Genomic DNA, 24,469 nt, shown 5'->3' with positions numbered 1-24,469 from the left:
AACGGGAAGCGCTGGCAGGCGTATGGGCTCATGACTGTCCGCGGTGACCGTTCAACGGCCCGCGCCCAGGCCGTCGGTGACGGCTCAGGCGTAGGCGTCGGCGCCGAGTTCGGCGTTCGAATACACGTCCTGCACGTCGTCGAGGTCTTCAAGCATGTCCAGCAGCTTGCGGACCTGCAGGGCGACCTCGCCCTCGACCTTGATGTCGTTGTCGGCGCGGAAGGTGATCTCGGCGTGGTCGGCAAGATGCCCCGCGGCAGTCATCGCCTCCTTTACCGCGTTGAATGCGTCAGGGCTGGTGACCACGTCGATCGAGCCATCGTCCGGATAGACGACGATGTCATCGGCGCCCGCCTCGATGGCCGCTTCGGTGATCGCCTCCTCGTCGGCACCCGGGGCAAAGCTGAGCACGCCCAGGCGCTTGAACATGAAGGCCACCGAGCCCTCGGTACCCATGTTGCCGCCGCATTTGCTGAACGCGTGGCGGACATCGGCCACGGTGCGCACGCGGTTGTCGGTCAGGCAATCAACGATCACCGCCACACCGCCGGGCGCATAGCCCTCGTAGCGCACTTCCTCGTAGTCGACGCCTTCCAGCTCACCGGTGGCCTTCTTGATCGCACGTTCGATCACGTCCTTGGACATGTTCACGGCCAGGCCCTTGTCCATCGCCACGCGCAGGCGCGGGTTGTTGTTGGGGTCGCCTCCACCGCCGCGCGCGGCCACGCCGATCTCGCGGATGATCTTGGTGAAAATCTTGCCGCGCTTCGCGTCGGACGCGTTCTTGCGGGCTTCGATGGAGGGGCCTCTACCCATGGGTGCTACCGTCTGGCTGCTTCAGGATCAAGGCGCGGATTCTACCTGATCGGGCGCTGCAACCGTGTCTAGGGGGTTGGGCGCCGCTGTGCTCGCCGGGCATGGCCCGGCGCTACCGGGAAATGCACCGCCTACCTGAGACGCCGCTGCGCTCGCCGGGCATGGCCCGGCGCTACCGGGAAATGCGCCGCCTGCCTGAGACGCCGCTGCGCTCGCCGGGCATGGCCCGGCGCTACCGCGAATGCGCCGCCGGCCTGCGCCGCCGCTGGGCTCGCCGGGCATGGCCCGGCGCTACCGGGAAATGCACCGCAGGATCGTTGCCGGGGTAGCGCCGGGCCATGCCCGGCGGACGGTGCGCATCGACCGGGCGCCTATGCGGCCGCAGCGTCGCGGCTGTGATCGAACCGGCCGTGGCGCAGGAAGTGCGCGGTCTGCCGTGCAGCATCGGGCGAAACCACCAGGCCACTGTGGCTGGTACGCACCACGCAATGATCGGCCAGACCCGGCAGGCGGGTTTCCGCCAGCGCCACCGTGCCGTCGGAGGCATCGTCGATCGCGCCGAGCAGGCTGCCCAGCCCATGCGGCACCGAACCGGCGATCAGGCCGACCGCAGCCGTGCCCTGCCAGTCGGGCAGGCCGTCAAGCAGCAGTTCGCTGCTGCGGCCCAAGGCCAGGCCCCAGCCATGCTCGGACAGCGAACGCGCGGTACCGCTGCCGCGCAGCGGCGAGCCAAGGCAGACCACGCGCTCCACCTGCAGCTGCGGTTGCCGGCGCAGTGCCTCCAGCGCCAGCAGCCCACCAAGGCTGTGGCCGACCAGCGACAGTGGTCCGGCATCGGCCAGACGCTCCAACAGCTGAGGTACCGCTACATCCGGGCCGCCGAACACGGAGGAATAGCCAAAGGTCTGCACCCGGAACCCGCGCGCGCGCAGGCGCCACGCCAGCGGCCCTACCCAGGCGCGGGCGTTCCAGATGCCATGGAGCAGCAGTACGGGGGGTGTCATGTGCAACAGCCTGGCGATCAGCGGGGCGAAAACGTGAGGTGATTGAACACAGGCCGGCAGAAAGCGGCGGTGAACGCGCTCAGGCCGTTCGCGGCGCGCGGCGCAGGATGAACTCCAGATCGTTGGTCTGGCCGACCGGGAACAGGTACTGCCCGGCCTTCTCGAAGCCGTAACGGGCATAGAAGCGCTGTGCGCCGAAGTTCTCCGACCACACGCCCAGCCACAGTGTCCTCGGGCCCTCGCGCTCCAGCCACGCCAGGGCGGTTTCCAGCAGGCGGCTGCCCCAGCCACAACTCTGCTGCGACTTGATCAGATACAGGCGCTTGAGCTCGCCATCCCCCGCTTTCACGTCCGGATGGGGCAGGCCACAGGGGCCGGCGGCGGCATGACCGACCGCCTCCCCTTCCCGCTCCAGCAACCACACGGCGTAATCCGGGTGAGCGAGGATCGTGCGCTGGCGCTCGACCGTGTAGGACTCCTGCAGGAAAGCCTGCAGGTCCTGCGGCGGATACAGGTGGCCGAAGGTCTCGGTGAACGTGCGTGCGGCCAGCGCCGACAAGGTCGGCGCGTCATCCACGGTGGCGCGGCGGATCGAGTACATGCAGGAAGTTGACGTCAGCGCGAAGGGCGGGTCAAGCCTTCTCGGGCGATTCCGCGTCTTCGTCTTCCTCGTCCTCTTCCTCGTACTCCTCTTCGTCCTCGTCCGCTTCTTCGCCTTCCTCGTCCTCGTCGTACTCTTCTTCCTCTTCGTCGTCTTCGTAATCCTCGACGCCGAAGTCTTCACCGTCCCAGCGGCCTTCGCCGTCGGCGACGAAGGTCAGGGCCATCGCCGCCGGATTGGTACCGACGCGGACCAGCCAACCACCGAACACGCGTGCCCGCTCGGTGACCAGGTTGGCCTCGGAGCCCTCATTGCCCAGCTTTTCCCACTCCAGCGAAAACGCAAACTCGGTCATTGCCTGGATCTCCTGATCAGTTTTTCTTGGGGCGAACCTGGATGTGCACTTCGGCCAGCTGCTCGTCGACGATCGGCGACGGCGCGTCGGTCATCAGATCCTGTGCACCGGTGGTCTTCGGGAACGGGATGACGTCGCGGATCGACTCGGTACCGGCCATCAGCGCGGCGATGCGGTCGATGCCGAATGCGATGCCGCCGTGCGGCGGCGCGCCGTAGTTCAGCGCGTCGAGCAGGAAACCGAACTTGGCACGCGCTTCTTCGGCGCCGATGCCGAGCAGCTCGAACACCGCGCTCTGCATGTCCGGGCGATGGATACGGATCGAGCCGCCGCCGATTTCATTGCCGTTGAGCACCATGTCATAGCCGCGCGAGACCGCGGTACGGGCATTGGCGCGCAGGTCGGCGATATCGTCCACGGCCGGTGCGGTGAAGGGGTGATGCAGGGCGACATAGCGCTGCGCCTCGTCATCCCATTCGAACATCGGGAAATCGGTGACCCACAACGGGCGCCAGCCATCGGCGACCAGGCCGAAGTCCTTGCCGGCCTTCAGGCGCAGCGCGCCCATGAAGTCGGAGACCTTGTTGTAGCCACCGGCACCGAAGAACACGATGTCACCCTTGCCGGCGCCGACGTGGGCAACCAGCGCGGCGAAGGCGTCTTCGCTGAAGAACTTCTGGATCGGCGAGCTGACCTCGCCGTTGTCGGCGATCTTGATGTAGGCCAGGCCCTTGGCGCCGTACTTGGCGGCGTGCGCAGCGTACTCATCGATCTGCTTGCGGCTCAACGCTGCGCCACCGGGGATGCGCAGCGCGGCGACGCGACCATCGGCGTCGTTGGCCGGGCCGGTGAACACCGGGAACTCACTGCCCTTGACCAGCTCGGCCACGTCCACCAGTTCCAGCGCGATGCGCAGGTCCGGCTTGTCCGACCCATAGCGGCGCATCGCTTCGGCCCAGGTCATGCGCGGGAAGCTGGCATCCAGGTCGACATCCACCACTTCCTTGAAGATGGCGCGGATCATCTCTTCGACGAAATCCTGCACGTCGCGCTCGCGCACGAAGGCGAACTCCATGTCCAGCTGGGTGAATTCCAGCTGGCGGTCGGCACGCAGTGCTTCATCGCGGAAGCAGCGCGCGATCTGGTAGTAACGGTCGAAGCCGGCCACCATCAGGATCTGCTTGAACAGCTGCGGGCTCTGCGGCAGAGCGTAGAACTCGCCCGGATGCATGCGCGCCGGCACCAGGAAGTCGCGCGCGCCCTCCGGGGTGGCCTTGGTCAGGATCGGGGTTTCGATGTCCTGGAAGCCACGCGCATCCAGGTGACGGCGCAGCGCCTGCACCAGCTTGATGCGGGTGCGCTGCATGCGCTGCATTTCCGGGCGGCGCAGGTCCAGGTAGCGGTACTTCAGGCGGGTATCTTCGCCCGGATTCTCGTGGGCGTGGAACGGCAGCGGCGCCGCCTTGTTCAGCACGGTAATGGCCGTGGCGATCACTTCCACCCTGCCGGTGGCCATCTTGTCGTTCACCGCGTGGCGGGCACGCACCACGCCTTCCACCTGCAGCACATCCTCGTAGCCCAGGCTGGCCGCGACCGCGAACACTTCGGCGTTGTCGACCTCGACCGTCACCTGCACGATGCCTTCATGATCGCGCAGATCGATGAAGCAGACGCCGCCCTGGTTACGGGCCACGTCGGTCCAGCCGGCGAGGGTGACAGTCTGGCCAATCAGGGTCTCGTCGACCAGGCCGCAGAAGTGGGTACGCATGGGGGAAAGCTCCGCTGGAGAACGCCGGCACCCGATGGGGCCGGAAAGCCCCGTATTCTGCGGCCGAGGCCCCGGCCGGGGCAAATGCGGGGCAGTCACACGGGCTTTATCCGTTCCGTCCTTATAGTCGCGCACCACACACCGTATGGGGATTCGCCATGAAAACGCTGTCCCTGGCCAGCCTGGCCGTCACCCTCAGCCTGGGCGCCCTCGCCGGGCTCACCCTCTCCCCCGCCCCCGCTGCCGCGCAGAACGGCGTCATCCGCTGCGAAAGCCAGAACAACCGCGAACGGGTCTGCACTACCGGCTGGCGCAGCGCGCAGCTGGTGCGCCAGCTGTCCGGCTCGGCCTGCCAGGAAGGCCGCACCTGGGGCAGCCGCAACGGCAGCATCTGGGTCAACAACGGCTGCCGCGCCGAATTCGTCGAGGGCCGCGGCGGCTGGGGCGGTGGCAATGGCGGTTGGGGGGGCAACAACGGCAACACCATCCGCTGCGAAAGCCAGAACAACCGTGAACGCAGCTGTCCGGTCGGCTGGCGCAATGCCCGCCTGGTCCGCCAGTTGTCCGGCAGTCCCTGCCAGGAAGGCCGCACCTGGGGCGTGCGCAATGGCGCGGTGTGGGTCAGCAATGGCTGCCGCGCCGAGTTCGCTGAAGCCCGCGGTGGCTGGGGCGGCGGCAACGGCGGCTGGAGCGGCGGCGGCAACAGCAATTACTCCATCACCTGCAGCAGCAACAACAACCGCACCCAGAACTGTGACTGGGACGAGCGCCAGGGCCGGCCCGTGCTGCAACAGCAGCTGTCGGGCAGCGCCTGCCAGGAGGGCCGCAGCTGGGGCTATGCGCGGGGCCAGGTCTGGGTGAGCAACGGCTGCCGGGCCCGCTTCGGCACGCGCTGAGCGAACGAACCTGCGGACGCGCGGCGGCACCAACACCGGCGCCGCCGCGCTCGCCGGGGATGGCCCGGTACTGCGAGGCCCGATTCGAGCGCTACGGTGCGGTTGCCGGCGGGGCCTCATCGCCCCACGGTGCTGGCGGCAACGCCACCGGCTTGCTCAGATCGAACTGCACGCGGAAGCGGCGGCCTTCGGGCCGGGTCAGCTCGTAGACGAAGCGCTGGTCCGGCTCGATCTCCATCGCCCACACGTTGTGGGTAGACGCCAGCATGTCGGCGCGGCGGAACATGGCCACCGAATCGGCATCGGCCGGGAACTGCTGGCGTTCGGCGGTACCCGGCGGACGGCTGTCGCCGCCATACAGCGTGATCGCATCGGGGCTGCCATCGGCATGCCGGTGATCGTGCTTGAGCCGCAGCCCACTCTCGGTGCGGGTCAGGACCCAGGTCCGCGAATGATCGTCGCCGACATGGAAGGGGATGCGCAGCTCATGCCCGGGATCGGCACAGCCCCGCACGTGCATGACCAGCCGCTGCCCGGCGAAGGGGTCCTTGCCGGTCGGTGCCGGCGTGTCCTCCACCACTTTGCCCTCGTACGCCTGGCCGCAGTGGGCGGCGATCGCAGCCATGAAGGCGTCGGCCGGAGCCGTCGCCACGTCGTGGGCGACCGTATGCGAGGGCTGTGAGCAGGCTGCGAGCGTGAGCAGGGCGACAGAAGCAGTGACGAGGGCAGGCAGTTTCATGCCCCAACCCTAACGGCCATGGCCGGCCCGCGCAAACCACTCGCCCGTTCAACGCCCCGTGTCCACGCCCTCCGCCAGGGTCTCGGTTGCCGCCACGGGTGCGGCCTCGCCCGCCCCGTCCGGTTCCTGCTCGACCGGGTCGACATCGAAGGGCGTGCGGAACACCAGCGACGGCAGCAGTGTGGTCAGCGCTGCGTACAGCAGCAATGCGCCGAACAGCACCGCCGGAATCTGGAACCGCTCACGCATGATCGCGGCCAGGACCAGGGTGAAGATCAATGTTGGCGCCAACGCCAGCGACACGCGCAGACTGCTGCGGAAACTCTCGCCGAACATCAGCCGGCGCTGCAGCCAGACCACGCCGATACGCAGCGGCAGCACCACCAGGGTGATCACGATGCCCAGCCCCAGCGCTTCGAAGCTCAATGCCTCGGCGGGCACCTTGGTGCCCGCATTGAAGAAGTAGAACGGCACGAAGAACGATGCGAACAGCCGCAGCGCATGCAGGTTCTCGTGCGAGGCCAGCAGCGGCATGCGCTGGTGCAGCAGCCGTGCGACCAGGCCTGCGATGAAGGCGCCCACCAGGTAATACACCCCCAGCAGGTAGGTGATGTAGGCAGCAACCATGCCCACCATGACCAGCAGCGAGAACTCCGAACCGGGCGCGTGCGGCGCCACCCAGCGACCCAGCGCGATGAACAGCAGCGGCAGGCCGACCATCATCGCCAGCAGGGCCAGGCTGGACAGGGCCATGTGACCCGGATCGCCTGCCTGCAGCACGATGAACAGTGCCGCCAGCGCCAGCAGCTCTCCGGCGATGGCCTTGCTGGTCACCCAGAACCGCTCGTCCTCGCTCAGACCCAGCCGCGACAGCGAATCCATGATGAAACCCGTGGAGGGCGTCAGCAGTGCCAGAGCCAGCAGGCCCGCGGCCTGCCACGGCAGGCCGGCGTAGCGCCAGGCCAGCCAGCCGACGCCGAACAGGGTGGCGCTGCGCACCACAAGATGCGCCAGCAGGGGCCACATGCCACGGCGCAACGCCTGCAGATCGACCTCCAGACCTGCGAACAGGAACAGGGACGAGATGCCGAGCGTGGCCAGCAGCCCGATCACCGCGTCGTGCGCCTGGTCCCCGAGCCAGAGCATGCCGATGATCCCGAACAGCAGGCAGGTGAGCGGTGCGGGCAGGCTGAAGCGCTGCAGCGCGCGCGGGATCACCAGCAGCGCGAAGATCAGCAGCAGGTAGATCAACTCATGACTCATGGGGGACTTCCGTGTGGTTTCGAACGCGCGCAGGATGCGCGCGCACGACCCTCGGAGCAAGCCCGGCCCGGAGACTGGCGGGCGTCAGCCGATCAGCCTGTCCGCGATGCGTCCAACCTGCGCCAGCACGCTGGCGCGTTGATCGTTGCTGATGTCCGCAGCCTGCAGGTAGGCCGTAATCACCCAGGGTGCCCCTCCCCCCATGGGCCACAACACGGCGGTGTCATTGCGTGCATCCTCGCCATTGCTGCCGGTCTTGTCGCCCACCCGCCAGCGCGCGCCCAGCCCTGCGCGCAGGCACGCATCGCCGGTTTCGTTGTCGATCAGCCAGTCGGCCAGTTGCTGGCGCGCGACCGGCGCCAGCGCATCGCCCAGCACCAGCCGCTGCAGGGTCGCGGCCATCGCCGCCGGCGTGGTGGTGTCACGTGGATCACCCTCGGCGAAGCTGTTCAGTTCCGGCTCGAGACGATCGCTGCGGGTCACGCTGTCGCCCTGAGCGCGCAGGAAGGCCGTCACGGCGGGCGGCCCGCCAACCACGTCGAACAACAGATTGGCCGCCGTGTTGTCGCTGGTGATGATCGTTGCCCGGCACAGGTCGCGCACGGTCAGATCCTTGCCGGCGTGGCGGCGCGCCACCGGCGCATGCGAGAGCAGGTCGGCCTCGCGCACCGGCACGCGCCTGTCCAGCAGTCCGGGCACGCGCCGTGACTGGTCCAGCACGGTGGCCGCCAGCACCGTCTTGAACGTGCTGCACAGCGGGAAACGCTCATCCTGGCGATGGCCGATGCGGCGACCGCTGGCGGTATCCAGCACGGTCACGCCAAGCCGGCCCGCGCAGGCCTTTTCCAGGGCGGCAAAGTCCATGGCGGCTTCGATCGCGCCGGCCGCCGGGGCCGGGCCGACACTCCTGCTGGCGGCACGGGCGATCAGCGGCAGCGCCAGCGAAGACACCACTGCTGAAGTACTGAACTGAAGGAATCGTCGACGGGGCAACATGCAGGACCTCCGGAAAGCGAACCCGATTATCGAAAGCCCCCGCCGCGCCTGACCAGCGCGTTTTTTCAGCATGTGCCATCAATTTCATTCATGCCTAAGAAGGGCATTCAACGGAGATTCCACGAGCCGTCCGGATCCCGCTACGATCAGTCATCATTTCAGCTCACGGCTTTCCGATGCTGCATCCGACTCTGCCGCTCAACGCCCTGCGCGCCTTCGAAGCAGCGGCCCGCCACCAGAACTTCACCCGCGCCGCGCTTGAGCTGTGCGTCAGCCAGGCCGCGTTGAGCCATCAGATCCGGGGGCTGGAGGACCGGCTGGGGATCCGCCTGTTCCATCGCCTGCCTCGCGGCGTCGCCCTCACCGATGAAGGCGCCGCGCTGTTCCCGGTGCTCAACGAAGCGTTCGAGCGCATCTCGGCCAGCATCGCGCGCTACACGGGGGGAGCGGCCCGCGAAGTGCTGACGCTGGGCGTGGTGGGCACCTTCGCCACCGGCTGGCTGCTGCCACGCCTGGCCGCGTTCGAGGCCACGCATCCGGATATCGAGCTTCGCGTGCAGACGCACAACAACCGCATCGATCTTGCCGGCGAAGGCCTGGACCTGGCCATCCGCTTCGGTGAGGGCGACTGGCAGGGGCAGGCCTGCACGGCGATCCTGGATGCGCCGTTCGCACCGCTGTGCGCCCCCGCCCTGGCACGCCGGCTGAAACAGCCGCGTGATCTGGGCACGCTGCCGCTGCTGCGCTCCTATCGCAATGACGAGTGGCCGCGCTGGCTGCAGGCGGCCGGGGTCAGCGGCGTGGAGGCGCGCGGGCCGGTATTCGATTCGTCGCTGACCTTGGCCATGGCCGCTGCCGGAGGGGCCGGCGTGGCCCTGCTGCCGCTGCGCATGTTCGAACAGGAACTGGCGGAAGGACGGCTGCTGCAGCCGTTCGCCACGACGCTGGAACTGGGCCGCTACTGGCTGACGAGGCTGCGCTCACGCGCCGAGCGTGAGCCTGCACGACGTTTCCGCGAATGGTTGCAGGCGCAGGGCTGATGCGCGCGAGCGGTAGCGCCGGGCTGATGCGCACGAGCGGTAGCGCCGGGCCATGCCCGGCGAGCGAAGCGGATCGGGAACACCACCGGGCATGGCCCGGCGCCCTCCATCAGGACTCCAGCAGTTCCATCCAGGCAGCTTCAGCCTTTTCCAGCTGCGCAGCGGCCGTTTCGCGATCACGGCCCAGCACGGCCATGCGGGTGCTGTCGGCATAGTTGGCCGGGTCCGCCAGTTGACGGTCCAGTTCGGCCAGGCCGGCTTCCAGCTCGGCCACCTTGGCTTCCGCCGCGGCCAGCTTGTGCGGATTCACCGGCTTCTTCTGCACGACCTGCGCCACCGGTGCGGTCTTGACCACCACCGGCTCTTCCACCTGCTCCATGCGCGCCTTGGTGCCCTGCGCCTGCGGACGGGTGCGCAGCCACGCAGCGTAGGCGTCGAGATCTCCGTCGAACGGCTCGACCACGCCATCGGCCACGCGCCAGTAGGTATCGCAGACCAGGCCGATCAGGTGGCGGTCATGGGAGACCATCACGATCGCGCCTTCGAAGGTTGCCAACGCTTCGGCCAGCGCCTCGCGCATTTCCAGGTCCAGGTGGTTGGTCGGTTCGTCCAGCAGCAGCACGTTCGGCTGCTGCCAGGCGATCAGCGCCAGCGCCAGGCGCGCACGCTCACCCCCGGAGAAGCCATCGACCGGCTCGAATGCACGATCACCCGGGAAATTCCACTTGCCGAGGAAATCGCGGAACGACTGGTTCGGCGCATCCGGCGCGATCTCGCGGAAATGCTCCATCGGTGACTGGCCTTCGTGCAGCGACTCGACCGTGTGCTGTGCGAAGTAGCCGATCTTCAGGTCCGGATGGGCCATGCGCTCGCCGGCAATCGGTGCCAGCTCGCCCACCAAGGTCTTCACCACGGTGGTCTTGCCGGCGCCGTTGGGGCCGAGCAGGCCGATGCGCTGTCCCGCTTCCAGACCAAAGCCGACGTTGTGCAGGATCACGGCGTCCTGGCCATAGCCCGCCTCGACATGATTCAGGCGGATCAGCGAGAACGGCAGCTTGGCGGGCGGCGCGAACTCGATACGGAACTCGCGCTCGGCACGCACGGCCTCGGTACCGGCCAGCTTGGCCAGGCGCTTCATGCGGCTCTGCGCCTGCGCGGCCTTGCTGGCCTGCGCCTTGAAGCGGTCGATGAAGCTCTGCAGGTGGGCCCGCTCGGCCTGTTCCTTCTCGTGCGCGATCTGCTGCTGGCGCAGCTGCTCGGCACGTTGGCGCTCGAAATCGGTGTAGCCGCCCGGGTACAGCTTGGCGCCGCCTCCATGCAGGTGCAGGGTGTGGGTGGCGACGTTGTCGAGGAACTCGCGGTCATGCGAGATCAGCAGCAGCGTGCCGGGGTACTTCAGCAGCCACTGTTCCAGCCAGTACACCGCATCCAGATCGAGGTGGTTGGTCGGTTCGTCGAGCAGCAGCAGGTCGCTGGGCATCATCAGCGCGCGGGCCAGGTTCAGGCGCACGCGCCAGCCACCGGAGAAGGAGGACACCGCGCGGTGGTGGGTCTCGGCCGGGAACCCGAGACCGTGCAGCAGCTTGCCGGCACGTGCTTCGGCGTCATAGGCGCCCATCTCGGCCATCCGGGTATGGGCATTGGCCACCGCCTCCCAGTCTTCACGGGCGGTCGCATCGGCCTCTTCGGCCAGCACGGCGGCCACTTCCGTATCGCCACCCAGCACGAAGCTCAACGCCGGATCCGGCAGCGACGGGGTTTCCTGGGCCACGCTGGCAATGCGGACCTTGCCGGGCAGGTCGACGTCGCCCTTGTCGGCCTCCAGTTCGCCCTTCACCGCCGCGAACAGGCTGGACTTGCCGGCACCGTTGCGGCCGACCACGCCCACCCGGTAACCGGCATGCAGGGTCAGGTCGACGTTGGACAACAGCAGCCGCTCGCCGCGGCGCAAGGCGAAATTACGAAGCGAAATCATCGGGGGAGGGGTCCATATAACCGGATGGAATGTGCTGGTGAGCACTGTTCCTGCGACGCAATTCTAGCGTTAACGAATACTTGACGCGCCCCGGGATGCGCAGCGGCTGGCGTTTCCTCTCTCCCACGTCCTCACCGCACGTGTCCCGGGCCCCTCTCATGATGATGCCCATCGCGGCTAAATGGTTGCTGCTGCAACGTTTTTTCCGATGGCCGGCATTTGACAGGCACTGAATATCCCGTTAATTCCTATTTTGCGCACCGCAACAACCGTCGTCCGCTTCACCTCGTGATGTCGATACCGGTGCCGCCCCCGCCAACCGGAGTTCCGTCCCGATGACCCGCAAGACCAGCCTGATCGCCGCCGCCGTCGCTGTCGCACTCGGTGGCTCTCCGTTCCTCGCCGCCGCCCAGCAGAGCGGTACTGCCGCCAACACACTGGACACCGTGATCGTCACCGGTACCCGCGTGGCCGACCGCACGGTCGCCGAATCGCAGTCCCCGATCGACATCATCACCCCCGAGGTTCTGCAGTCCACCGGCACCAGCGAACTGGCCACCGCGCTGTCGCGTGCCCTGCCCTCGCTGAACTTCCCGCGCCCGGCGCTGACCGACGGCACCAGCGGCGTGCGACCGGCGCAGCTGCGTGGCCTGTCACCGGACCAGGTGCTGGTGCTGGTCAACGGCAAGCGCCGCCACACCTCCGCGATGATCAACGTCAACGGCAGCATCGGCCGCGGCTCGTCGGCGGTGGACATCAATGCGATTCCGATCGCCGCCATCGAGCGCGTTGAAGTGCTGCGCGACGGCGCTTCGGCGCAGTATGGCTCGGACGCCATCGCCGGCGTCATCAACATCGTGCTCAAGGGCAGCGGCAGCGGCGGCAGCCTGGCCGTCGACTACGGCCAGTATTCGGCCGGCGATGGCAACAAGTACCAGCTCTCCGGCGATACCGGCGTGGAGTTCGGCAGCGGCCGCGGCCGCCTGCACGTGGCCGGGCAGATCAGCCAGCAGGATGAAAGCAACCGCGCCGGTCCTTACCAGGGCAGCACACCGAACACCGGCAATTTCCCCGGCATCGGCGAGACGACCTTCGTGGTCGGCGATCCGCGCGTGGATGCGACCGCCGCCTCGGCCAACGCCAGCTTCGACTTCAGCGACCGCGTTACCGGCTACGCCAGCGCGTTGCTCAGCAACCGCGACATCACCTCGTTCGCGTTCTACCGCTCGCGCAACCACAGTGGGCAGGGCGCCCTGCTGGCCCAGGTCTACCCCGACGGCTTCGTGCCGCAGATCAACCAGTACTCCAAGGACCGCTCACTGGTGGCCGGCGTCAAGGGCAGCACCGACAGCGGCTGGACCTGGGACCTGAGCCTGAACCACGGCGAGAACACCCTGGATTTCCACACCCGCAACACCATCAACTACAGCCTGGGCACGGCCAGCCCGAGCTCGTTCTACGACGGCACGTTGAAGTACCAGCAGGACATCTTCAATGCCGACCTGACCAAGTCGCTGGACTGGGGCCTGGCCTATCCGGTGACGCTGTCCTTCGGTGGTGAGTACCGCAAGGAGAAGTGGGACCAGAACCCGGGCGAGCTGAATTCGTACACCGGCAGCGGCGCGCAGGGCTTCGCCGGCTTCACCCCGACCAATGAAGTGCATACCGACCGCCACAACTATGCGGTCTACGCCGGCCTGGAAGCGGACCTGACCGAGAAGTTCTCCGCCGGCCTCACCGGGCGCTACGAAGACTATTCGGACTTCGGTGACCGCTTCTCCGGCAAGCTTTCGGCACGCTACGCGTTCACCGACAAGGTCGCGCTGCGGGCCACCGCATCCAGTGGCTTCCGCGCGCCATCGCTGGGCCAGCAGGGCTACCAGGCGGTGACCAGCACCATCATCAACGGTGACTTCTTCGAACGCGGCACCTTCCCCACCACCAGCCCGGCCGCACAGGCGCTGGGCGCCTCGCCACTGAAGGCCGAGACCTCCACCAGCTACAGCCTGGGCCTGGTGCTGCAGCCGGTGGACCGCCTGTACGTGACCATCGATGCGTACCAGATCGACATTGACGATCGCATCGCGCTGTCCTCCAACATCACCACCACGCCGGCTGCCGCCGCGCTGCTGGGCGGGCTGGGCCTGCCGCAGGTGACGGCCTTCTCGTACTTCACCAACGCACTGGATACGCGCACGCGTGGCGTGGACTTCGTCTCCAGCTATACCGTGCCCTTCAGTGCCAGCAGCCTGGAGCTGACGGCGGCCTACAGCTACAACGAAACCGAAGTGAAGCGGGTGAACGGGTCGCCGTCGGTGTTCCCGACGCTGGGGATTTCGCAGTCGCTGATCGGCCGCGATGAGATCGGCCGCATCGAGGACAGCTATCCGCGCGACAAGGGGATCCTCAGCGGCACCTGGCGCTCGGATCACTGGGAGCTGGGCCTGGCGGCCACCCGCTACGGCAAGTTCACCGTGCGCAATTCGGCCACCGCGCTGCGTGACCAGACCTACGGTGATGCCTGGGTAGTGGATGCCTCGGCCAGCTACAAGCCGAGCAGCAACTGGACCCTGACGGTCGGCGCGGACAATCTGCTGGACAAGTATCCGGACCGGACGGCGGATCTGCAGAACTCGACCTTCGGCATGCTGCCGTACAGCAACTACTCGCCGTTCGGCTTCAACGGCGCGTATGTGTACGGGCGTATCCGGTACACCTGGTAAGCGGCAGCGGTAACGCCGGGCCATGCCCGGCGGCGCGGTGGAACCTGCATCCCTTCTGTTCCGGCAGAGGGGATCGGCCCGGTACTGCTCAAACCATCCGTTCCACCTGCCGGGTTTGCTGCATCTGGCCGCTTGGGTGAAAATCGGGACATCCCCCTCCCCGAACCCTGCGAGTGCCGATGCACCATGACACCGACCTGATCAACATCGTCGCCGTTGGCCTGGGGCTCGCCTTCATCTTCGGCGCGTTGGCCAACAAGCTGCGCTTGTCTCCCCTGGTCGGGTATCTGGTTGCTGGCATCTGCGTGGGGCCATTCACCCCGGGGTTCGTCGCCGACCAGGCGCTGGCCAACCAGCTGGCCGAACTGGGCGTGATGCTGCTGATGTTCGGCGTCGGCCTGCACTTCTCGCTGAAGGACCTGATGGCGGTCAAGGCCATCGCCATCCCGGGTGCCATCGGCCAGATCGCAGTGGCCACCCTGCTCGGCTGGGGCGTGGCGTGGTTGATGGGCTGGCCGACACTGCATGGCGTGATCTTCGGCTTCTCGCTGGCCACCGCCAGTACCGTGGTCCTGCTGCGGGCGATGGAAGAGCGCCGCCTGCTGGAAACCATGCGCGGCAAGATCGCAGTGGGCTGGCTGATCGTGGAGGATCTGGCCTGCGTACTGGCACTGGTGATGATGCCGGTGCTCGCCGGCGTGTTCGGCCCCGATGCGGCCAAGGAAACCCACACCGTCGGCAGCGTGCTGGCCGATCTGGGCTGGACGTTCGTGCAGCTTGGCCTGTTCGTGGCCGTGATGCTGGTGGTCGGCCGGCGGGTCATTCCCTGGATCCTCGAACGCATCGCCGGCACCGGCTCGCGCGAGCTGTTCACCCTGTCAGTGCTGGCGATCGCACTGGGCGTGGCCTTCGGTTCGGCCATGCTGTTCGGCGTGTCCTTCGCGCTGGGCGCGTTCTTCGCCGGGATGCTGCTCAACGAATCGGAACTGAGCCACAAGGCGGCGCATGATTCGCTGCCGCTGCGCGATGCGTTCGCGGTGCTGTTCTTCGTTTCGGTGGGCATGCTGTTCGACCCCAACATCGTCGTGCAGCATCCGTGGCAGGTACTGGCCACGGTGCTGATCATAATGTTCGGCAAGTCCGCCGCCGCCTTCTTCATCGTGCGCGCGTTCGGCCACCCCAGCAGCACCGCGCTGACCATCTCGGCCAGCCTGGCGCAGATCGGTGAGTTCGCCTTCATCATCGCCGGCCTCGGTGTCTCGCTGCAGATCCTGCCGAAGGAAGGACAGTCGCTGGTGCTGGCCGGTGCACTGGTGTCGATCATGCTCAATCCGCTTGTGTTCGGCCTGCTCGACCGCTGGCAGGTGAAGCAGGAGCAGCTGCCGCAGGCGCCGGAGCCGGAAGAAGCCACCGGGCCCTCGCGCGACCTGCATGACCACGCCATCGTGATCGGCTACGGCCGGGTCGGCAGCGAGCTGGCGCAGGTGCTGCGCGACCGCGGCGTACCGGTGCTGGTGATCGATGACAACAAGGACCATGTCGAGCGTGCACATGCCAGTGGCCTCGCGGCGATCCGTGGCAGCGCCGCGGCCGACCGGGTGCTGGCCGAGGCCCACCCGGAGCGCGCCAAGATCGCCGTTCTGGCCATTCCGCAGCCACTGGAAGCCGGCGAAGCGCTGGCCAAACTGCGCGCGATCAATCCCGAGCTGACCCTGCTGGCACGGGCACACAGCGATGCTGAAGTGAAGCACCTGCTGGAACATGGCGCCGATGGCACGGTGATGGCCGAGCGCGAGCTGGCCTATTCGCTGGCGGAGATGATCATGTCCACCCCGCCCTACCGGAATCTCGGCCAGCACAGCATTCCGGTGGTGTGAGGCGGGCCGGACGGCGTAGCGCCGGGCCATGCCCGGCGGCTGCCATGAAAAATCCCCGGTCGACCCGCATCGACCGGGGATAGGTAACACCAGTGCCACGCCTTGGAGAGGCAGCTCCACCGTAGCGCATCGCGGCGGCGGTGGTGATCGCCACTGGCGATGACGACCAAGCGCCTGGCTATCAGGCGCCGGCCAGCGCCTGCTGCAGGTCGGCCTGCAGGTCGCCGATGTGCTCGATGCCGATCGACAGCCGCACCGTGTCTTCGCTGACCCCGGCGCGGGCCAGTTCATCGGCATCCAGCTGGCGGTGGGTGGTGGATGCCGGATGGGTGGCCAGCGACTTGGCGTCACCCAGGTTGACCAGCCGCGTGAACAGCTTCAGTGCGTCCAGGAAGCGGGCACCGGCCTCACGTCCTCCAGGAAGGCCGAAGGTCAGCACGCCTGAGCCCTGCCCACGCAGGTAACGCTGTGCGCCCGCATGCTCAGGGTCATCCGGCAGGCCGGCATAGCGCACCCACGCGACCTTGGGATGCTGCTTCAGATACTGCGCCACGGCCAGCGCGTTGGCATTGATCCGTTCCATGCGCAGGGCCAGGGTCTCGATGCCCTGCAGGATCAGGAACGCATTGAACGGCGACAGCGCCGCGCCGGTATTGCGCAGCGGCACCACCCGCGCACGGCCGATGTAGGCGGCCGGGCCGAGTGCGTCGGTGTAGACCACACCGTGATAGCTCGGGTCCGGCTGGTTGAGACGGGCGAAACGCTGTGGCTGCGCCGTCCAGTCGAAGCGGCCCGAATCGATGATCGCTCCCCCCAGACTGTTGCCATGGCCGCCGAGGTACTTGGTCAGCGAGTGCACCACGATATCCGCACCATGCTCGAACGGGCGCAGCAGGAAAGGCGTGGCAACCGTGTTGTCGACAATCAAGGGCACGCCGGCGGCATGGGCGACTTCGGCAATCGCGGCGATGTCGGTGACATTCCCGCGTGGATTGCCGATCGACTCCACGAACACCGCCTTGGTACGGCTGTCGATGAGGGGAGCAAAGGCTGACGGATCGACCGGATCGGCGAACCGCGCCTGGATGCCGTACTGCGGCAGCGTATGCGCCAGCAGATTCAGGCTGCCGCCATACAGCGCACTGGCGGCGACGATGTTGTCGCCTGCTTCGGCGATGGTCTGGATCGCGTAGGTGATCGCAGCCTGCCCGGAGGCCAGCGCCAGCGCACCGATCCCGCCTTCCAGCGCGGCCAGACGTTGCTCCAGCACGTCGGTGGTGGGATTCATGATGCGGGTATAGATGTTGCCCTGCACCTTCAGATCGAACAGATCGGCACCATGCTGGGTGTCATCGAAGGCGTAGGCCACGGTCTGGTAGATGGGCACCGCCACCGCGCGCGTGGTCGGGTCGGGCCGGTAGCCGCCGTGCACGGCCAGGGTTTCCAGTTGCCACTGCGGATCACTCATCGCGTCAGGTTCCATCCGGGGAAACCTGCACGATAGGCGACCCCACCGCGCACGCTGAGAGCCGCTGGCGATGAGCCCGTAACCTGTGGTTATCAGGACCTGCCCGGCAGCCCGCAGGTTCCCGCCCCCATGGGCGGGAACCCGGCCGGCATCAGGCCTTGGCGAACACCAGGTGGCCGCCGTCGTTGCCGACCTCGATGGTGTCTCCGTTGGCGAAGGCGCCCGACAGGATCTTCTGTGCCAGCGGATTCTCCAGCTGCGACTGGATCGCGCGCTTCAGCGGGCGTGCGCCGTACACCGGATCGAAGCCCACATTGCCCAGCAGGTCGAACGCGGCGTCGGACACCAGCAGCTTCAGGCCGCGCTCGGCCAGCCGCTTCTCCAGCCCGCGCATCTGGATGCGCGCGATCTGCTTGATCTGCTGCTTGTCCAGCGGGTGAAACACCACGATATCGTCGAGCCGGTTGATGAACTCCGGACGGAAGTGCGCCTGCACCACCCCCATCACCGCAGCCTTCATCTGCATGTAGGCCTCCGGGCTGTCGTCACCGCTCATGTCCTGGATCTGGTGCGAGCCCAGGTTCGAGGTCATCACGATGACGGTATTGCGGAAGTCCACCGTGCGGCCCTGGCCATCGGTCAGGCGGCCATCGTCCAGCACCTGCAGCAGGATGTTGAACACGTCCGGATGCGCCTTCTCGACCTCGTCGAGCAGGATCAGCGAGTACGGACGGCGACGCACGGCTTCGGTCAGGTAGCCCCCTTCCTCATAGCCGACGTAGCCCGGAGGCGCACCGATCAGGCGGGCGACGCTGTGCTTCTCCATGAACTCGCTCATGTCGATGCGGATCATCGCGTCGGCGCTGTCGAACAGGAATTCGGCCAGCGACTTGCACAGTTCGGTCTTGCCGACGCCGGTCGGGCCCAGGAACAGGAACGAGCCGGCAGGCCGGTTCGGGTCGGACAGGCCCGCACGTGAGCGACGCACCGCGTCGGACACCACCTTGATCGCCTCTTCCTGGCCGACCACGCGGTTGTGCAGCACCTCTTCCATCCGCAGCAGCTTGTCGCGCTCGCCTTCGAGCATCTTGTTCACCGGGATGCCGGTCCAGCGCGACACGACCTCGGCGATCTCCTCATCGGTCACCCGGTCCTGCACCAGCTTGAAGTCCTTGTGCTCGGCTTCCTGGGCAGCCGCCAGCTGCTTTTCCAGTTGGGGCAGCAGCCCATACTGGATCTCGCTCATCCTGGCGAAATCCTGCCGGCGCTGCGCGGCTTCCAGCTCCAGCTTGGCCTGCTCCACCTGCTCCTTGATCTTGGTTGCGCCCTGCAGCGCGGCCTTCTCCGACTTCCAGATTTCATTGAGGTCGGAGAATTCGCGCTCCAGCACCTCGATGTCATTCTCCAGGTCGGCAAGGCGCTGCCGCGAGGCATCGTCCTTCTCCTTCTTCAGCATCTCGCGCTGGATCTTCAGCTGGATCACGCGCCGCTCCAGCCGATCCAGTTCCTCGGGCTTGGAGTCGATCTCCATGCGCAGGCGCGAGGCGGCCTCGTCCATCAGATCGATGGCCTTGTCCGGCAGCTGGCGGTCGGTGATGTAGCGGTTGGACAGCGTGGCCGCAGCAACGATCGCCGGGTCGGTGATCTCAACGCCGTGGTGCAGGGCGTACTTCTCCTTCAGCCCACGCAGGATGGCAATGGTGTCCTCCACCGAAGGCTCGCCCACGAATACCTTCTGGAAGCGGCGTTCCAGTGCGGCATCCTTCTCGATGTACTTGCGGTACTCGTCCAGCGTGGTGGCACCGATGCAGTGCAGCTCGCCACGCGCCAGCGCCGGCTTCAGCATGTTGCCGGCGTCCATCGCACCGTCGGCCTTGCCGGCCCCGACCATGGTGTGCAGCTCATCGATGAACAGGATGATCTGCCCTTCGTTCTTGGCCAGGTCGTTCAATACGCCCTTCAGGCGCTCCTCGAATTCACCGCGGAACTTGGCACCGGCGATCAACGCGCCCATGTCCAGCGACAGCACGCGCTTGCCACGCAGGCCTTCGGGCACCTCGTCGTTGATGATGCGCTGGGCCAGCCCTTCCACGATCGCGGTCTTGCCCACGCCGGGTTCGCCGATCAGCACGGGGTTGTTCTTGGTCCGGCGCTGCAGTACCTGGATGGTGCGGCGGATTTCCTCGTCACGGCCGATCACCGGGTCCAGCTTGCCGCTCTCGGCGCGCGCGGTCAGGTCGATGGTGTACTTCTCCAGCGCCTGGCGCTGCTCTTCGGCGTTCTCCGACTGTACGTTCTCACCGCCACGCAACTTGTCGATCGCCGACTGCAGGCGCGCCTTGTCGGCACCGGCAGCACGCAGCGCCATGCCGAGCGTGCCGCCATCCTCCAGCGCCGCCAGCACGAACCACTCGCTGGCGATGAAGGCATCGCCGTGCTGCTGGGCCAGCTTGTCGGTGTGGTTGAGCAGGCGGTTGAGATCATTGCCGATCGACAGGTTGCCGGCCTGCCCGGACACCTTCGGCAGCGCGTCCAGCGCCTCGTCCAGGCGCTCGCGCAGCACGGGTACATTGACCCCGGCCTGCGCCAGCAGCGGGCGCGTGCTGCCGCCCTGCTGGTCCAGCAGTGCGCTGAACACGTGGACCGGTTCGATGATGCTGTTGTCGCGGCCCACGGCCAACGACTGCGCGTCCGCCAGCGCCTGCTGGAAACGCGAGGTGAGCTTGTCCATCCGCATTGCGAATCCTCATCGGTCGTCAGTGCCGGCCCGTGCCGGCGATGCTGGAAAGATGCGGTTGCACCACCCGGTTTCAAGGGTGGCTGCGACTGCACCCCGGGGCCAGTCAGCCTGGGGCCAGCATGCCGGAGCGGGTGTGGTCGGCGCGTTGATCCGGATCAGTTACGCATGGCAGACCGCGCCCGCGATCGCTCAGCGCGCGATGGCGCCGCGGATCGCCCGGAGCTGCTGCTTGACCGCCCGGGACTGCGCCACATCCATGCGCAGCAAGGCCTTCTGGCCAATCGAGCGCGCCTGCAGATCCGGATCCACGAAGCGGTAGCGGCCCCGTTCATCGCGTTGAACGAGGGGCGCCTGCCGCGGCTCCGGGGTCTCCAGCAGATGGTCGATCACCGCCACCAGGCGATCATTGAAGTAGCCCTCCGGCCGCCCGAGATCGACATAGGCCTGCTGGATCAACGGGTAGAAGCGCTTGTACGCCGTAGCCGTTGCCGCCGGGTCCAGCGCGGTGAATGCCTGCACATAGGGCGCATAGCGCGCGGCGTTGCTGGCGGCGATGCGTTCCCCACCCTCGCCCGGCTCGACCTGCAGGCGCCCCGGCAGAGGCCGCGCGGCCAATGCGCTCGGCGGAACACTGGGCTTGTCCAGATTGTCGACCTGGGTCACCAGGCGCTGGATCAGGTGATCGCGCAGCAGCAGGGTGAGCGGCCCCTCTCCCTGGAACAGCTGGCTCAATGCGCCCCAGGCCGCGGTATCGCTGTCGGCCAGTTCCGGCAGCGCGGGATCGGCCGCGGCGTCGGTGTCCAGCGGATGCTGGATGGCGGGCGGCGCCGGTGCGGTTTCTGCGGCCGCCTTCGGTTGTGGCGGTGCGCCAGCACTGGCGGGGGGCGACTGCACCGGCACCGGGACACCGTCCGCCAGGCTCTTGAGCTGATCGCGGAACAGCCAACCGCCCGCGCCACCGATCACCACCACACCCAGCACCCAGGGCCATACCGCCTTTCCACTCTGCATGATGCAGTCCCTCGTTTTTCACCTGCATGGACAAGGTGTGACCCTCTCGATTCCCGAGGGTTCCCCGCGTGTTCCGGTGCCGTTCGGGTTGGCGCCGCGCGCAGGGCACGCTCACGCCTGCTTTGCGCGCGCTGCGCGAGGCTGTGCACCTTGTCGTGGGGAGACCGTGCCATGCACTACGCGTTGTACTACTGGACCGGTATCCAGGGACGTGGCGAATTCGTACGATTGGCCTTGGAAGACGCTGGCGCCGACTACATCGACATGGCGCGGGTACATGGCGACGCCGTGATGCAGCCCTTTCTCGATGGCCGCAGTGAGGGCGCGCAGCCGTTCGCACCCCCGTTCCTCAAGGCGGGGCGACAGGTCATCGCGCAGGTCGCAGCGATCCTGGATTTTCTCGGCCCGACCCTGGATCTGGTGCCGCAGGCCGCGTCGCGGCGCATGCAGGCGCTGCAGTTGCAGCTGACCATTGCCGACCTGGTGGCTGAAGTACACGACACCCACCATCCGATTGCGGCGTCGAAGTGCTACGAGGAACAGAAGACCGAAGCCAAGGCACGTGCGGCGTCATTGCGCAGCGAGCGGCTGCCGAAGTTCCTCGGCTATTTCGAGCAGGTGCTGGCGGCCAACGGTGGCCGCCATGCACTACGCGAGCACTCCTACGTGGATCTGTCGCTGTTCCAGCTGATGAGCGGGCTGGACTACATGTTCCCGCGCCGGATGCAGGCACTCACGCCGCGCCTGCCCCTGCTGCGGGCACTGCAGGAGCGGGTGGCGAAGCGACCGAACATCGCTGCCTATCTCGCGTCGGAGCGGCGATTGGCGTTCAACACCAACGGCATCTTCCGCCACTACGCCGAGCTGGACGGAGAGCGGTAGCGCCGGGCCATGCCCGGCGTCACCGGTCAATGATCGGCGCGATCACCCAGCGGCTTCACCGCCTGCTTCTGCAGCGACAACAGCCCCAGCAGCAGTGCCAGCGCCACGTAAGCCCCTGCAAACTGCCAGCTGATGGTACGCGCCAGGCCTTCAAGGTCCCACGGCAGATAGATGCCGCCGCGCGGATCCACCGAGTGGATCAGGCCGAACAGGGTCAGCACAGCCGCCACCAGCAGGAAGCCGCAGGCGCGGCGCAGACGGCCGTCAACCATCGCTGCGACGGCCGCGATCCACAGCATCGAGGTGATGATGAAGCCATTGCCCAGGGTGAAGATCACCGCCAGTTCCGGCAGGCCGTGTCCATCGAGCTTGGTCAGCAGCTGCGGCAGCTGGTCCGGTGCGATCCAGCCCGGCGCCTTGATCGCCAGCAGGTAGGCCACCGAAGGCAGGAAGCCGAACACCATCGCTCCGGCGTGCTGTCGCGGTGTGGCCTGGAAGGCCTGGGTGGTGATGTCGATGGCGACGTACACGATGATCGGCGCCAGCACCGCCAGCGGCAGCCACTGCACCAGCCCGGAAATGATGCCCAGCATGCCGCCGATGCCGACGAACAGGCCCGTCAGCAGCGTGTACCCGCTGCGTGCGCCCATGTGCTTGTATGCAGGCTGGCCGATGTAGGGGGTGGTCTGCGCGACACCGCCGCAGACACCGGCCACCAGCGTGGCCACTGCTTCCACCAGCAGGATATCGCGGGTGCGGTAATCATCCCCGGCCGCGCGCGCGCTCTCGGACACGTTGATGCCACCGACCACCATCAGCAGGCCGAACGGCAACAGCAGCGGCAGGTAGGTCATCGCCGTGGGCAGGCCGTCCAGGAAGCCCAGCGTCGGCAGCGGCAGCACCACCTGCGGCGGCGTCCACGCCGGCACGTGGAAGCCGGGGGCCCCCAGTCCCGCCAGACCGAGGCCGTAGTACAGGACGGTGCCGAACACGAACGCCAGCAGCACACCCGGGCCACGCACCGGCAGTCGGCCCTTGGCGATCAGCACATACAGCAGCAGGCCCAACGTGGTGAAGCCGACCAGTGGCGAACGCAGGGTTTCCAGCAACGGCAGCAGGCCCATCAGTACCAGCGCGATGCCGGCGATGGAGCCGAGCAACGCTGCACGCGGCAGCGCGCGGGTGACGGCTTCGCCGAAGAAGGAGAGCACCAGCTTGAGCGCGCCCATGATGACCAGCGCCGCCATGCCCAGCTGCCAGGTCGCAATGCCGGCGGCGTGCGGGTCCATGCCCTGCTGCTTGAACGCGACGAACGCCGGACCGAGCACCAGCAACGCCATGCCGATGCTGGTGGGTGCATCCAGCCCCAGCGGCATCGCCGTGACGTCATCACGCCCCGTGCGTGCCGCCAACCGACGTGCCATCAGGGTGTACAGCAGATTGCCGATCAGCACGCCGAAGGCGGTACCGGGAAACATGCGGCCGAACACCACGTCGGCGGGAAACTGGAAGATGCCGACCAACGCCATGGCGATGAAACCGAGGATGGAGAGGTTGTCGACGACCAGGCCGAAGAAGCCATTGAAGTCACCGGCGACGAACCAGCGACGTGGTGCGGCGGAAGCGGGAGCGGACATGGAAGGGGCGATGGGGGTGGGGAGCGCCGATGGTAGGCCCAGCGGGGCCGGCGCGCCAATTCCACGGTGGAATGATGGGTTCCAGCCAACGGCAGGGCCCCTCGTGGCTGGGCGCAAATCGCAGATTCCCGGGCTGGCCCGGGCGGGTGGGGGGGCCGGGGGGCGCCCAGAACCCCACCCCGGGGGGGATGGCCCCGGACACAATGCCCGGCGCCCCCCCCCCAGGGGGGCGGGGTTTCCCAGTCGGGGGGGGTGGGGCCGGGGCCCCCTGCCGCGCCCCCCCCCCCCCCCCCCCCCCCCGCCCGGCCCCTGACAGTTTCCCGCGTGTGCCAGCCACGGAAGAGAATCAAAAGATCAAAAGCAAAGGCAGGCTCTCGTTGTAGCGCCGAGCGCATGCTCGGCTGCCATACGCGAAGCCTCTGAGCCGAGCATGGCTCGGCTACAGAAGATCATCCCGATCACTCCTTCGTTCATCCACGCATGGCGTGGGTCTACCGTGTCGACCAAGGTCGACACCCATCAGGCACCAGCCATGCCATTCCGACAGATCACAGGAATCTGTCGAAGGCGGGGTGGGGGGGGGGGGGGGGGGGGGGGGGGGGCGGGTAGGGCGGGCCCCCCCACCCCCCGGCGGAGAAACGGCCGCCCCCCCCCCCCCCCCCCCCCCCCCCCCCCCCC

General features: G+C 67.4%; 18 protein-coding genes. 5 read left to right on the top strand and 13 right to left on the bottom strand.

Annotated features, from left to right (window positions below):
* Window positions 1-84 precede the first annotated feature (84 nt).
* The 5 genes from ACVOKU_RS17130 to aspS form a co-directional block, all read right to left on the bottom strand.
* On the bottom strand, window positions 85-816 hold the full coding sequence (locus ACVOKU_RS17130; RefSeq protein WP_053519361.1) for a YebC/PmpR family DNA-binding transcriptional regulator: 732 nt from the start codon (window positions 814-816) through the stop codon (window positions 85-87).
* A gap of 371 nt (window positions 817-1,187) precedes the next feature.
* Window positions 1,188-1,820 (bottom strand): esterase/lipase family protein, encoded by a 633-nt coding sequence (locus ACVOKU_RS17125; RefSeq protein WP_481560477.1) that lies wholly within the window; start codon window positions 1,818-1,820, stop codon window positions 1,188-1,190.
* A 79-nt stretch (window positions 1,821-1,899) separates the two neighbouring features.
* Window positions 1,900-2,421 (bottom strand): N-acetyltransferase family protein, encoded by a 522-nt coding sequence (locus ACVOKU_RS17120; protein WP_481560476.1) that lies wholly within the window; start codon window positions 2,419-2,421, stop codon window positions 1,900-1,902.
* Between the two features lie 31 nt (window positions 2,422-2,452).
* Window positions 2,453-2,776: a DNA primase gene (locus tag ACVOKU_RS17115; protein ID WP_481560475.1), complete on the bottom strand. Its 324-nt coding sequence runs from the start codon at window positions 2,774-2,776 to the stop codon at window positions 2,453-2,455.
* Between the two features lie 16 nt (window positions 2,777-2,792).
* Window positions 2,793-4,544 carry an aspartate--tRNA ligase gene (gene aspS / locus ACVOKU_RS17110; protein WP_053519369.1) on the bottom strand — a complete coding sequence of 584 codons (1,752 nt, stop codon included), beginning with the start codon at window positions 4,542-4,544 and terminating at the stop codon, window positions 2,793-2,795.
* Between the two features lie 158 nt (window positions 4,545-4,702).
* Between aspS and ACVOKU_RS17105 the strand changes: the two genes are divergently transcribed.
* Window positions 4,703-5,440, top strand: a complete 738-nt coding sequence (locus ACVOKU_RS17105) for a DUF3011 domain-containing protein (protein ID WP_481560474.1) — start codon at window positions 4,703-4,705, stop codon at window positions 5,438-5,440.
* A 91-nt stretch (window positions 5,441-5,531) separates the two neighbouring features.
* Here ACVOKU_RS17105 and ACVOKU_RS17100 read toward each other — a convergent pair whose 3' ends face one another.
* The 3 genes from ACVOKU_RS17100 to blaL2 form a co-directional block, all read right to left on the bottom strand.
* Window positions 5,532-6,179 (bottom strand): hypothetical protein, encoded by a 648-nt coding sequence (locus tag ACVOKU_RS17100; RefSeq protein ID WP_193396484.1) that lies wholly within the window; start codon window positions 6,177-6,179, stop codon window positions 5,532-5,534.
* 48 nt (window positions 6,180-6,227) lie between these two features.
* Window positions 6,228-7,442: a cation:proton antiporter gene (locus tag ACVOKU_RS17095; protein ID WP_053519375.1), complete on the bottom strand. Its 1,215-nt coding sequence runs from the start codon at window positions 7,440-7,442 to the stop codon at window positions 6,228-6,230.
* Window positions 7,443-7,526: 84 nt separating this feature from the next.
* Window positions 7,527-8,438, bottom strand: a complete 912-nt coding sequence (blaL2, locus tag ACVOKU_RS17090) for a L2 family extended-spectrum class A beta-lactamase (RefSeq protein WP_481560473.1) — start codon at window positions 8,436-8,438, stop codon at window positions 7,527-7,529.
* A gap of 176 nt (window positions 8,439-8,614) precedes the next feature.
* On the opposite strand from blaL2, the gene ampR reads away from it, so the two are divergent.
* Window positions 8,615-9,478 (top strand): LysR family transcriptional regulator AmpR, encoded by an 864-nt coding sequence (gene ampR, locus ACVOKU_RS17085; protein ID WP_053519379.1) that lies wholly within the window; start codon window positions 8,615-8,617, stop codon window positions 9,476-9,478.
* Between the two features lie 109 nt (window positions 9,479-9,587).
* Here the strand turns inward: ampR and ACVOKU_RS17080 are convergent, their stop codons facing one another.
* Window positions 9,588-11,453, bottom strand: coding sequence for an ABC-F family ATP-binding cassette domain-containing protein (locus ACVOKU_RS17080; protein WP_481560472.1), 1,866 nt, complete (start codon window positions 11,451-11,453; stop codon window positions 9,588-9,590).
* A 335-nt stretch (window positions 11,454-11,788) separates the two neighbouring features.
* On the opposite strand from ACVOKU_RS17080, the gene ACVOKU_RS17075 reads away from it, so the two are divergent.
* The gene (locus tag ACVOKU_RS17075; protein ID WP_481560471.1) at window positions 11,789-14,176 is read left to right on the top strand and encodes a TonB-dependent receptor plug domain-containing protein; all 2,388 of its coding nucleotides are present in this window, start codon (window positions 11,789-11,791) and stop codon (window positions 14,174-14,176) included.
* Window positions 14,177-14,355: 179 nt separating this feature from the next.
* Complete coding sequence (ybaL, locus tag ACVOKU_RS17070) at window positions 14,356-16,053, top strand: YbaL family putative K(+) efflux transporter (protein WP_481560470.1); 1,698 nt, start codon at window positions 14,356-14,358, stop codon at window positions 16,051-16,053.
* A 181-nt stretch (window positions 16,054-16,234) separates the two neighbouring features.
* Here ybaL and ACVOKU_RS17065 read toward each other — a convergent pair whose 3' ends face one another.
* The 3 genes from ACVOKU_RS17065 to ACVOKU_RS17055 form a co-directional block, all read right to left on the bottom strand.
* Window positions 16,235-17,521, bottom strand: a complete 1,287-nt coding sequence (locus tag ACVOKU_RS17065) for an O-acetylhomoserine aminocarboxypropyltransferase/cysteine synthase family protein (RefSeq protein ID WP_481560469.1) — start codon at window positions 17,519-17,521, stop codon at window positions 16,235-16,237.
* Between the two features lie 151 nt (window positions 17,522-17,672).
* Entirely contained in the window at window positions 17,673-20,258 is a 2,586-nt protein-coding gene (clpB, locus tag ACVOKU_RS17060) for an ATP-dependent chaperone ClpB (protein ID WP_481560468.1), read from the bottom strand.
* A 192-nt stretch (window positions 20,259-20,450) separates the two neighbouring features.
* Window positions 20,451-21,272: a DUF3014 domain-containing protein gene (locus ACVOKU_RS17055; RefSeq protein WP_481560467.1), complete on the bottom strand. Its 822-nt coding sequence runs from the start codon at window positions 21,270-21,272 to the stop codon at window positions 20,451-20,453.
* A gap of 171 nt (window positions 21,273-21,443) precedes the next feature.
* Between ACVOKU_RS17055 and ACVOKU_RS17050 the strand changes: the two genes are divergently transcribed.
* Complete coding sequence (locus ACVOKU_RS17050; RefSeq protein ID WP_481560466.1) at window positions 21,444-22,154, top strand: glutathione S-transferase; 711 nt, start codon at window positions 21,444-21,446, stop codon at window positions 22,152-22,154.
* A gap of 26 nt (window positions 22,155-22,180) precedes the next feature.
* Here ACVOKU_RS17050 and ACVOKU_RS17045 read toward each other — a convergent pair whose 3' ends face one another.
* Window positions 22,181-23,791, bottom strand: a complete 1,611-nt coding sequence (locus tag ACVOKU_RS17045; protein WP_481560465.1) for a SulP family inorganic anion transporter — start codon at window positions 23,789-23,791, stop codon at window positions 22,181-22,183.
* Window positions 23,792-24,469: the final 678 nt, after the last annotated feature.

The organism is Stenotrophomonas sp. STEN147 (assembly GCF_056757995.1).
Note: the sequence above shows the minus strand (reverse complement) of the source record. Positions and strands in the feature narration are given on the sequence as shown.

Coding starts and splice junctions, on each gene's coding strand:
- ACVOKU_RS17130 (WP_053519361.1), bottom strand. CDS start 816: ATGGGTAGAGGCCCCTCCATCGAAGCCCGCAAGAACGCGTCCGACGCG.
- ACVOKU_RS17125 (WP_481560477.1), bottom strand. CDS start 1,820: ATGACACCCCCCGTACTGCTGCTCCATGGCATCTGGAACGCCCGCGCC.
- ACVOKU_RS17120 (WP_481560476.1), bottom strand. CDS start 2,421: ATGTACTCGATCCGCCGCGCCACCGTGGATGACGCGCCGACCTTGTCG.
- ACVOKU_RS17115 (WP_481560475.1), bottom strand. CDS start 2,776: ATGACCGAGTTTGCGTTTTCGCTGGAGTGGGAAAAGCTGGGCAATGAG.
- aspS (WP_053519369.1), bottom strand. CDS start 4,544: ATGCGTACCCACTTCTGCGGCCTGGTCGACGAGACCCTGATTGGCCAG.
- ACVOKU_RS17105 (WP_481560474.1), top strand. CDS start 4,703: ATGAAAACGCTGTCCCTGGCCAGCCTGGCCGTCACCCTCAGCCTGGGC.
- ACVOKU_RS17100 (WP_193396484.1), bottom strand. CDS start 6,179: ATGAAACTGCCTGCCCTCGTCACTGCTTCTGTCGCCCTGCTCACGCTC.
- ACVOKU_RS17095 (WP_053519375.1), bottom strand. CDS start 7,442: ATGAGTCATGAGTTGATCTACCTGCTGCTGATCTTCGCGCTGCTGGTG.
- blaL2 (WP_481560473.1), bottom strand. CDS start 8,438: ATGTTGCCCCGTCGACGATTCCTTCAGTTCAGTACTTCAGCAGTGGTG.
- ampR (WP_053519379.1), top strand. CDS start 8,615: ATGCTGCATCCGACTCTGCCGCTCAACGCCCTGCGCGCCTTCGAAGCA.
- ACVOKU_RS17080 (WP_481560472.1), bottom strand. CDS start 11,453: ATGATTTCGCTTCGTAATTTCGCCTTGCGCCGCGGCGAGCGGCTGCTG.
- ACVOKU_RS17075 (WP_481560471.1), top strand. CDS start 11,789: ATGACCCGCAAGACCAGCCTGATCGCCGCCGCCGTCGCTGTCGCACTC.
- ybaL (WP_481560470.1), top strand. CDS start 14,356: ATGCACCATGACACCGACCTGATCAACATCGTCGCCGTTGGCCTGGGG.
- ACVOKU_RS17065 (WP_481560469.1), bottom strand. CDS start 17,521: ATGAGTGATCCGCAGTGGCAACTGGAAACCCTGGCCGTGCACGGCGGC.
- clpB (WP_481560468.1), bottom strand. CDS start 20,258: ATGCGGATGGACAAGCTCACCTCGCGTTTCCAGCAGGCGCTGGCGGAC.
- ACVOKU_RS17055 (WP_481560467.1), bottom strand. CDS start 21,272: ATGCAGAGTGGAAAGGCGGTATGGCCCTGGGTGCTGGGTGTGGTGGTG.
- ACVOKU_RS17050 (WP_481560466.1), top strand. CDS start 21,444: ATGCACTACGCGTTGTACTACTGGACCGGTATCCAGGGACGTGGCGAA.
- ACVOKU_RS17045 (WP_481560465.1), bottom strand. CDS start 23,791: ATGTCCGCTCCCGCTTCCGCCGCACCACGTCGCTGGTTCGTCGCCGGT.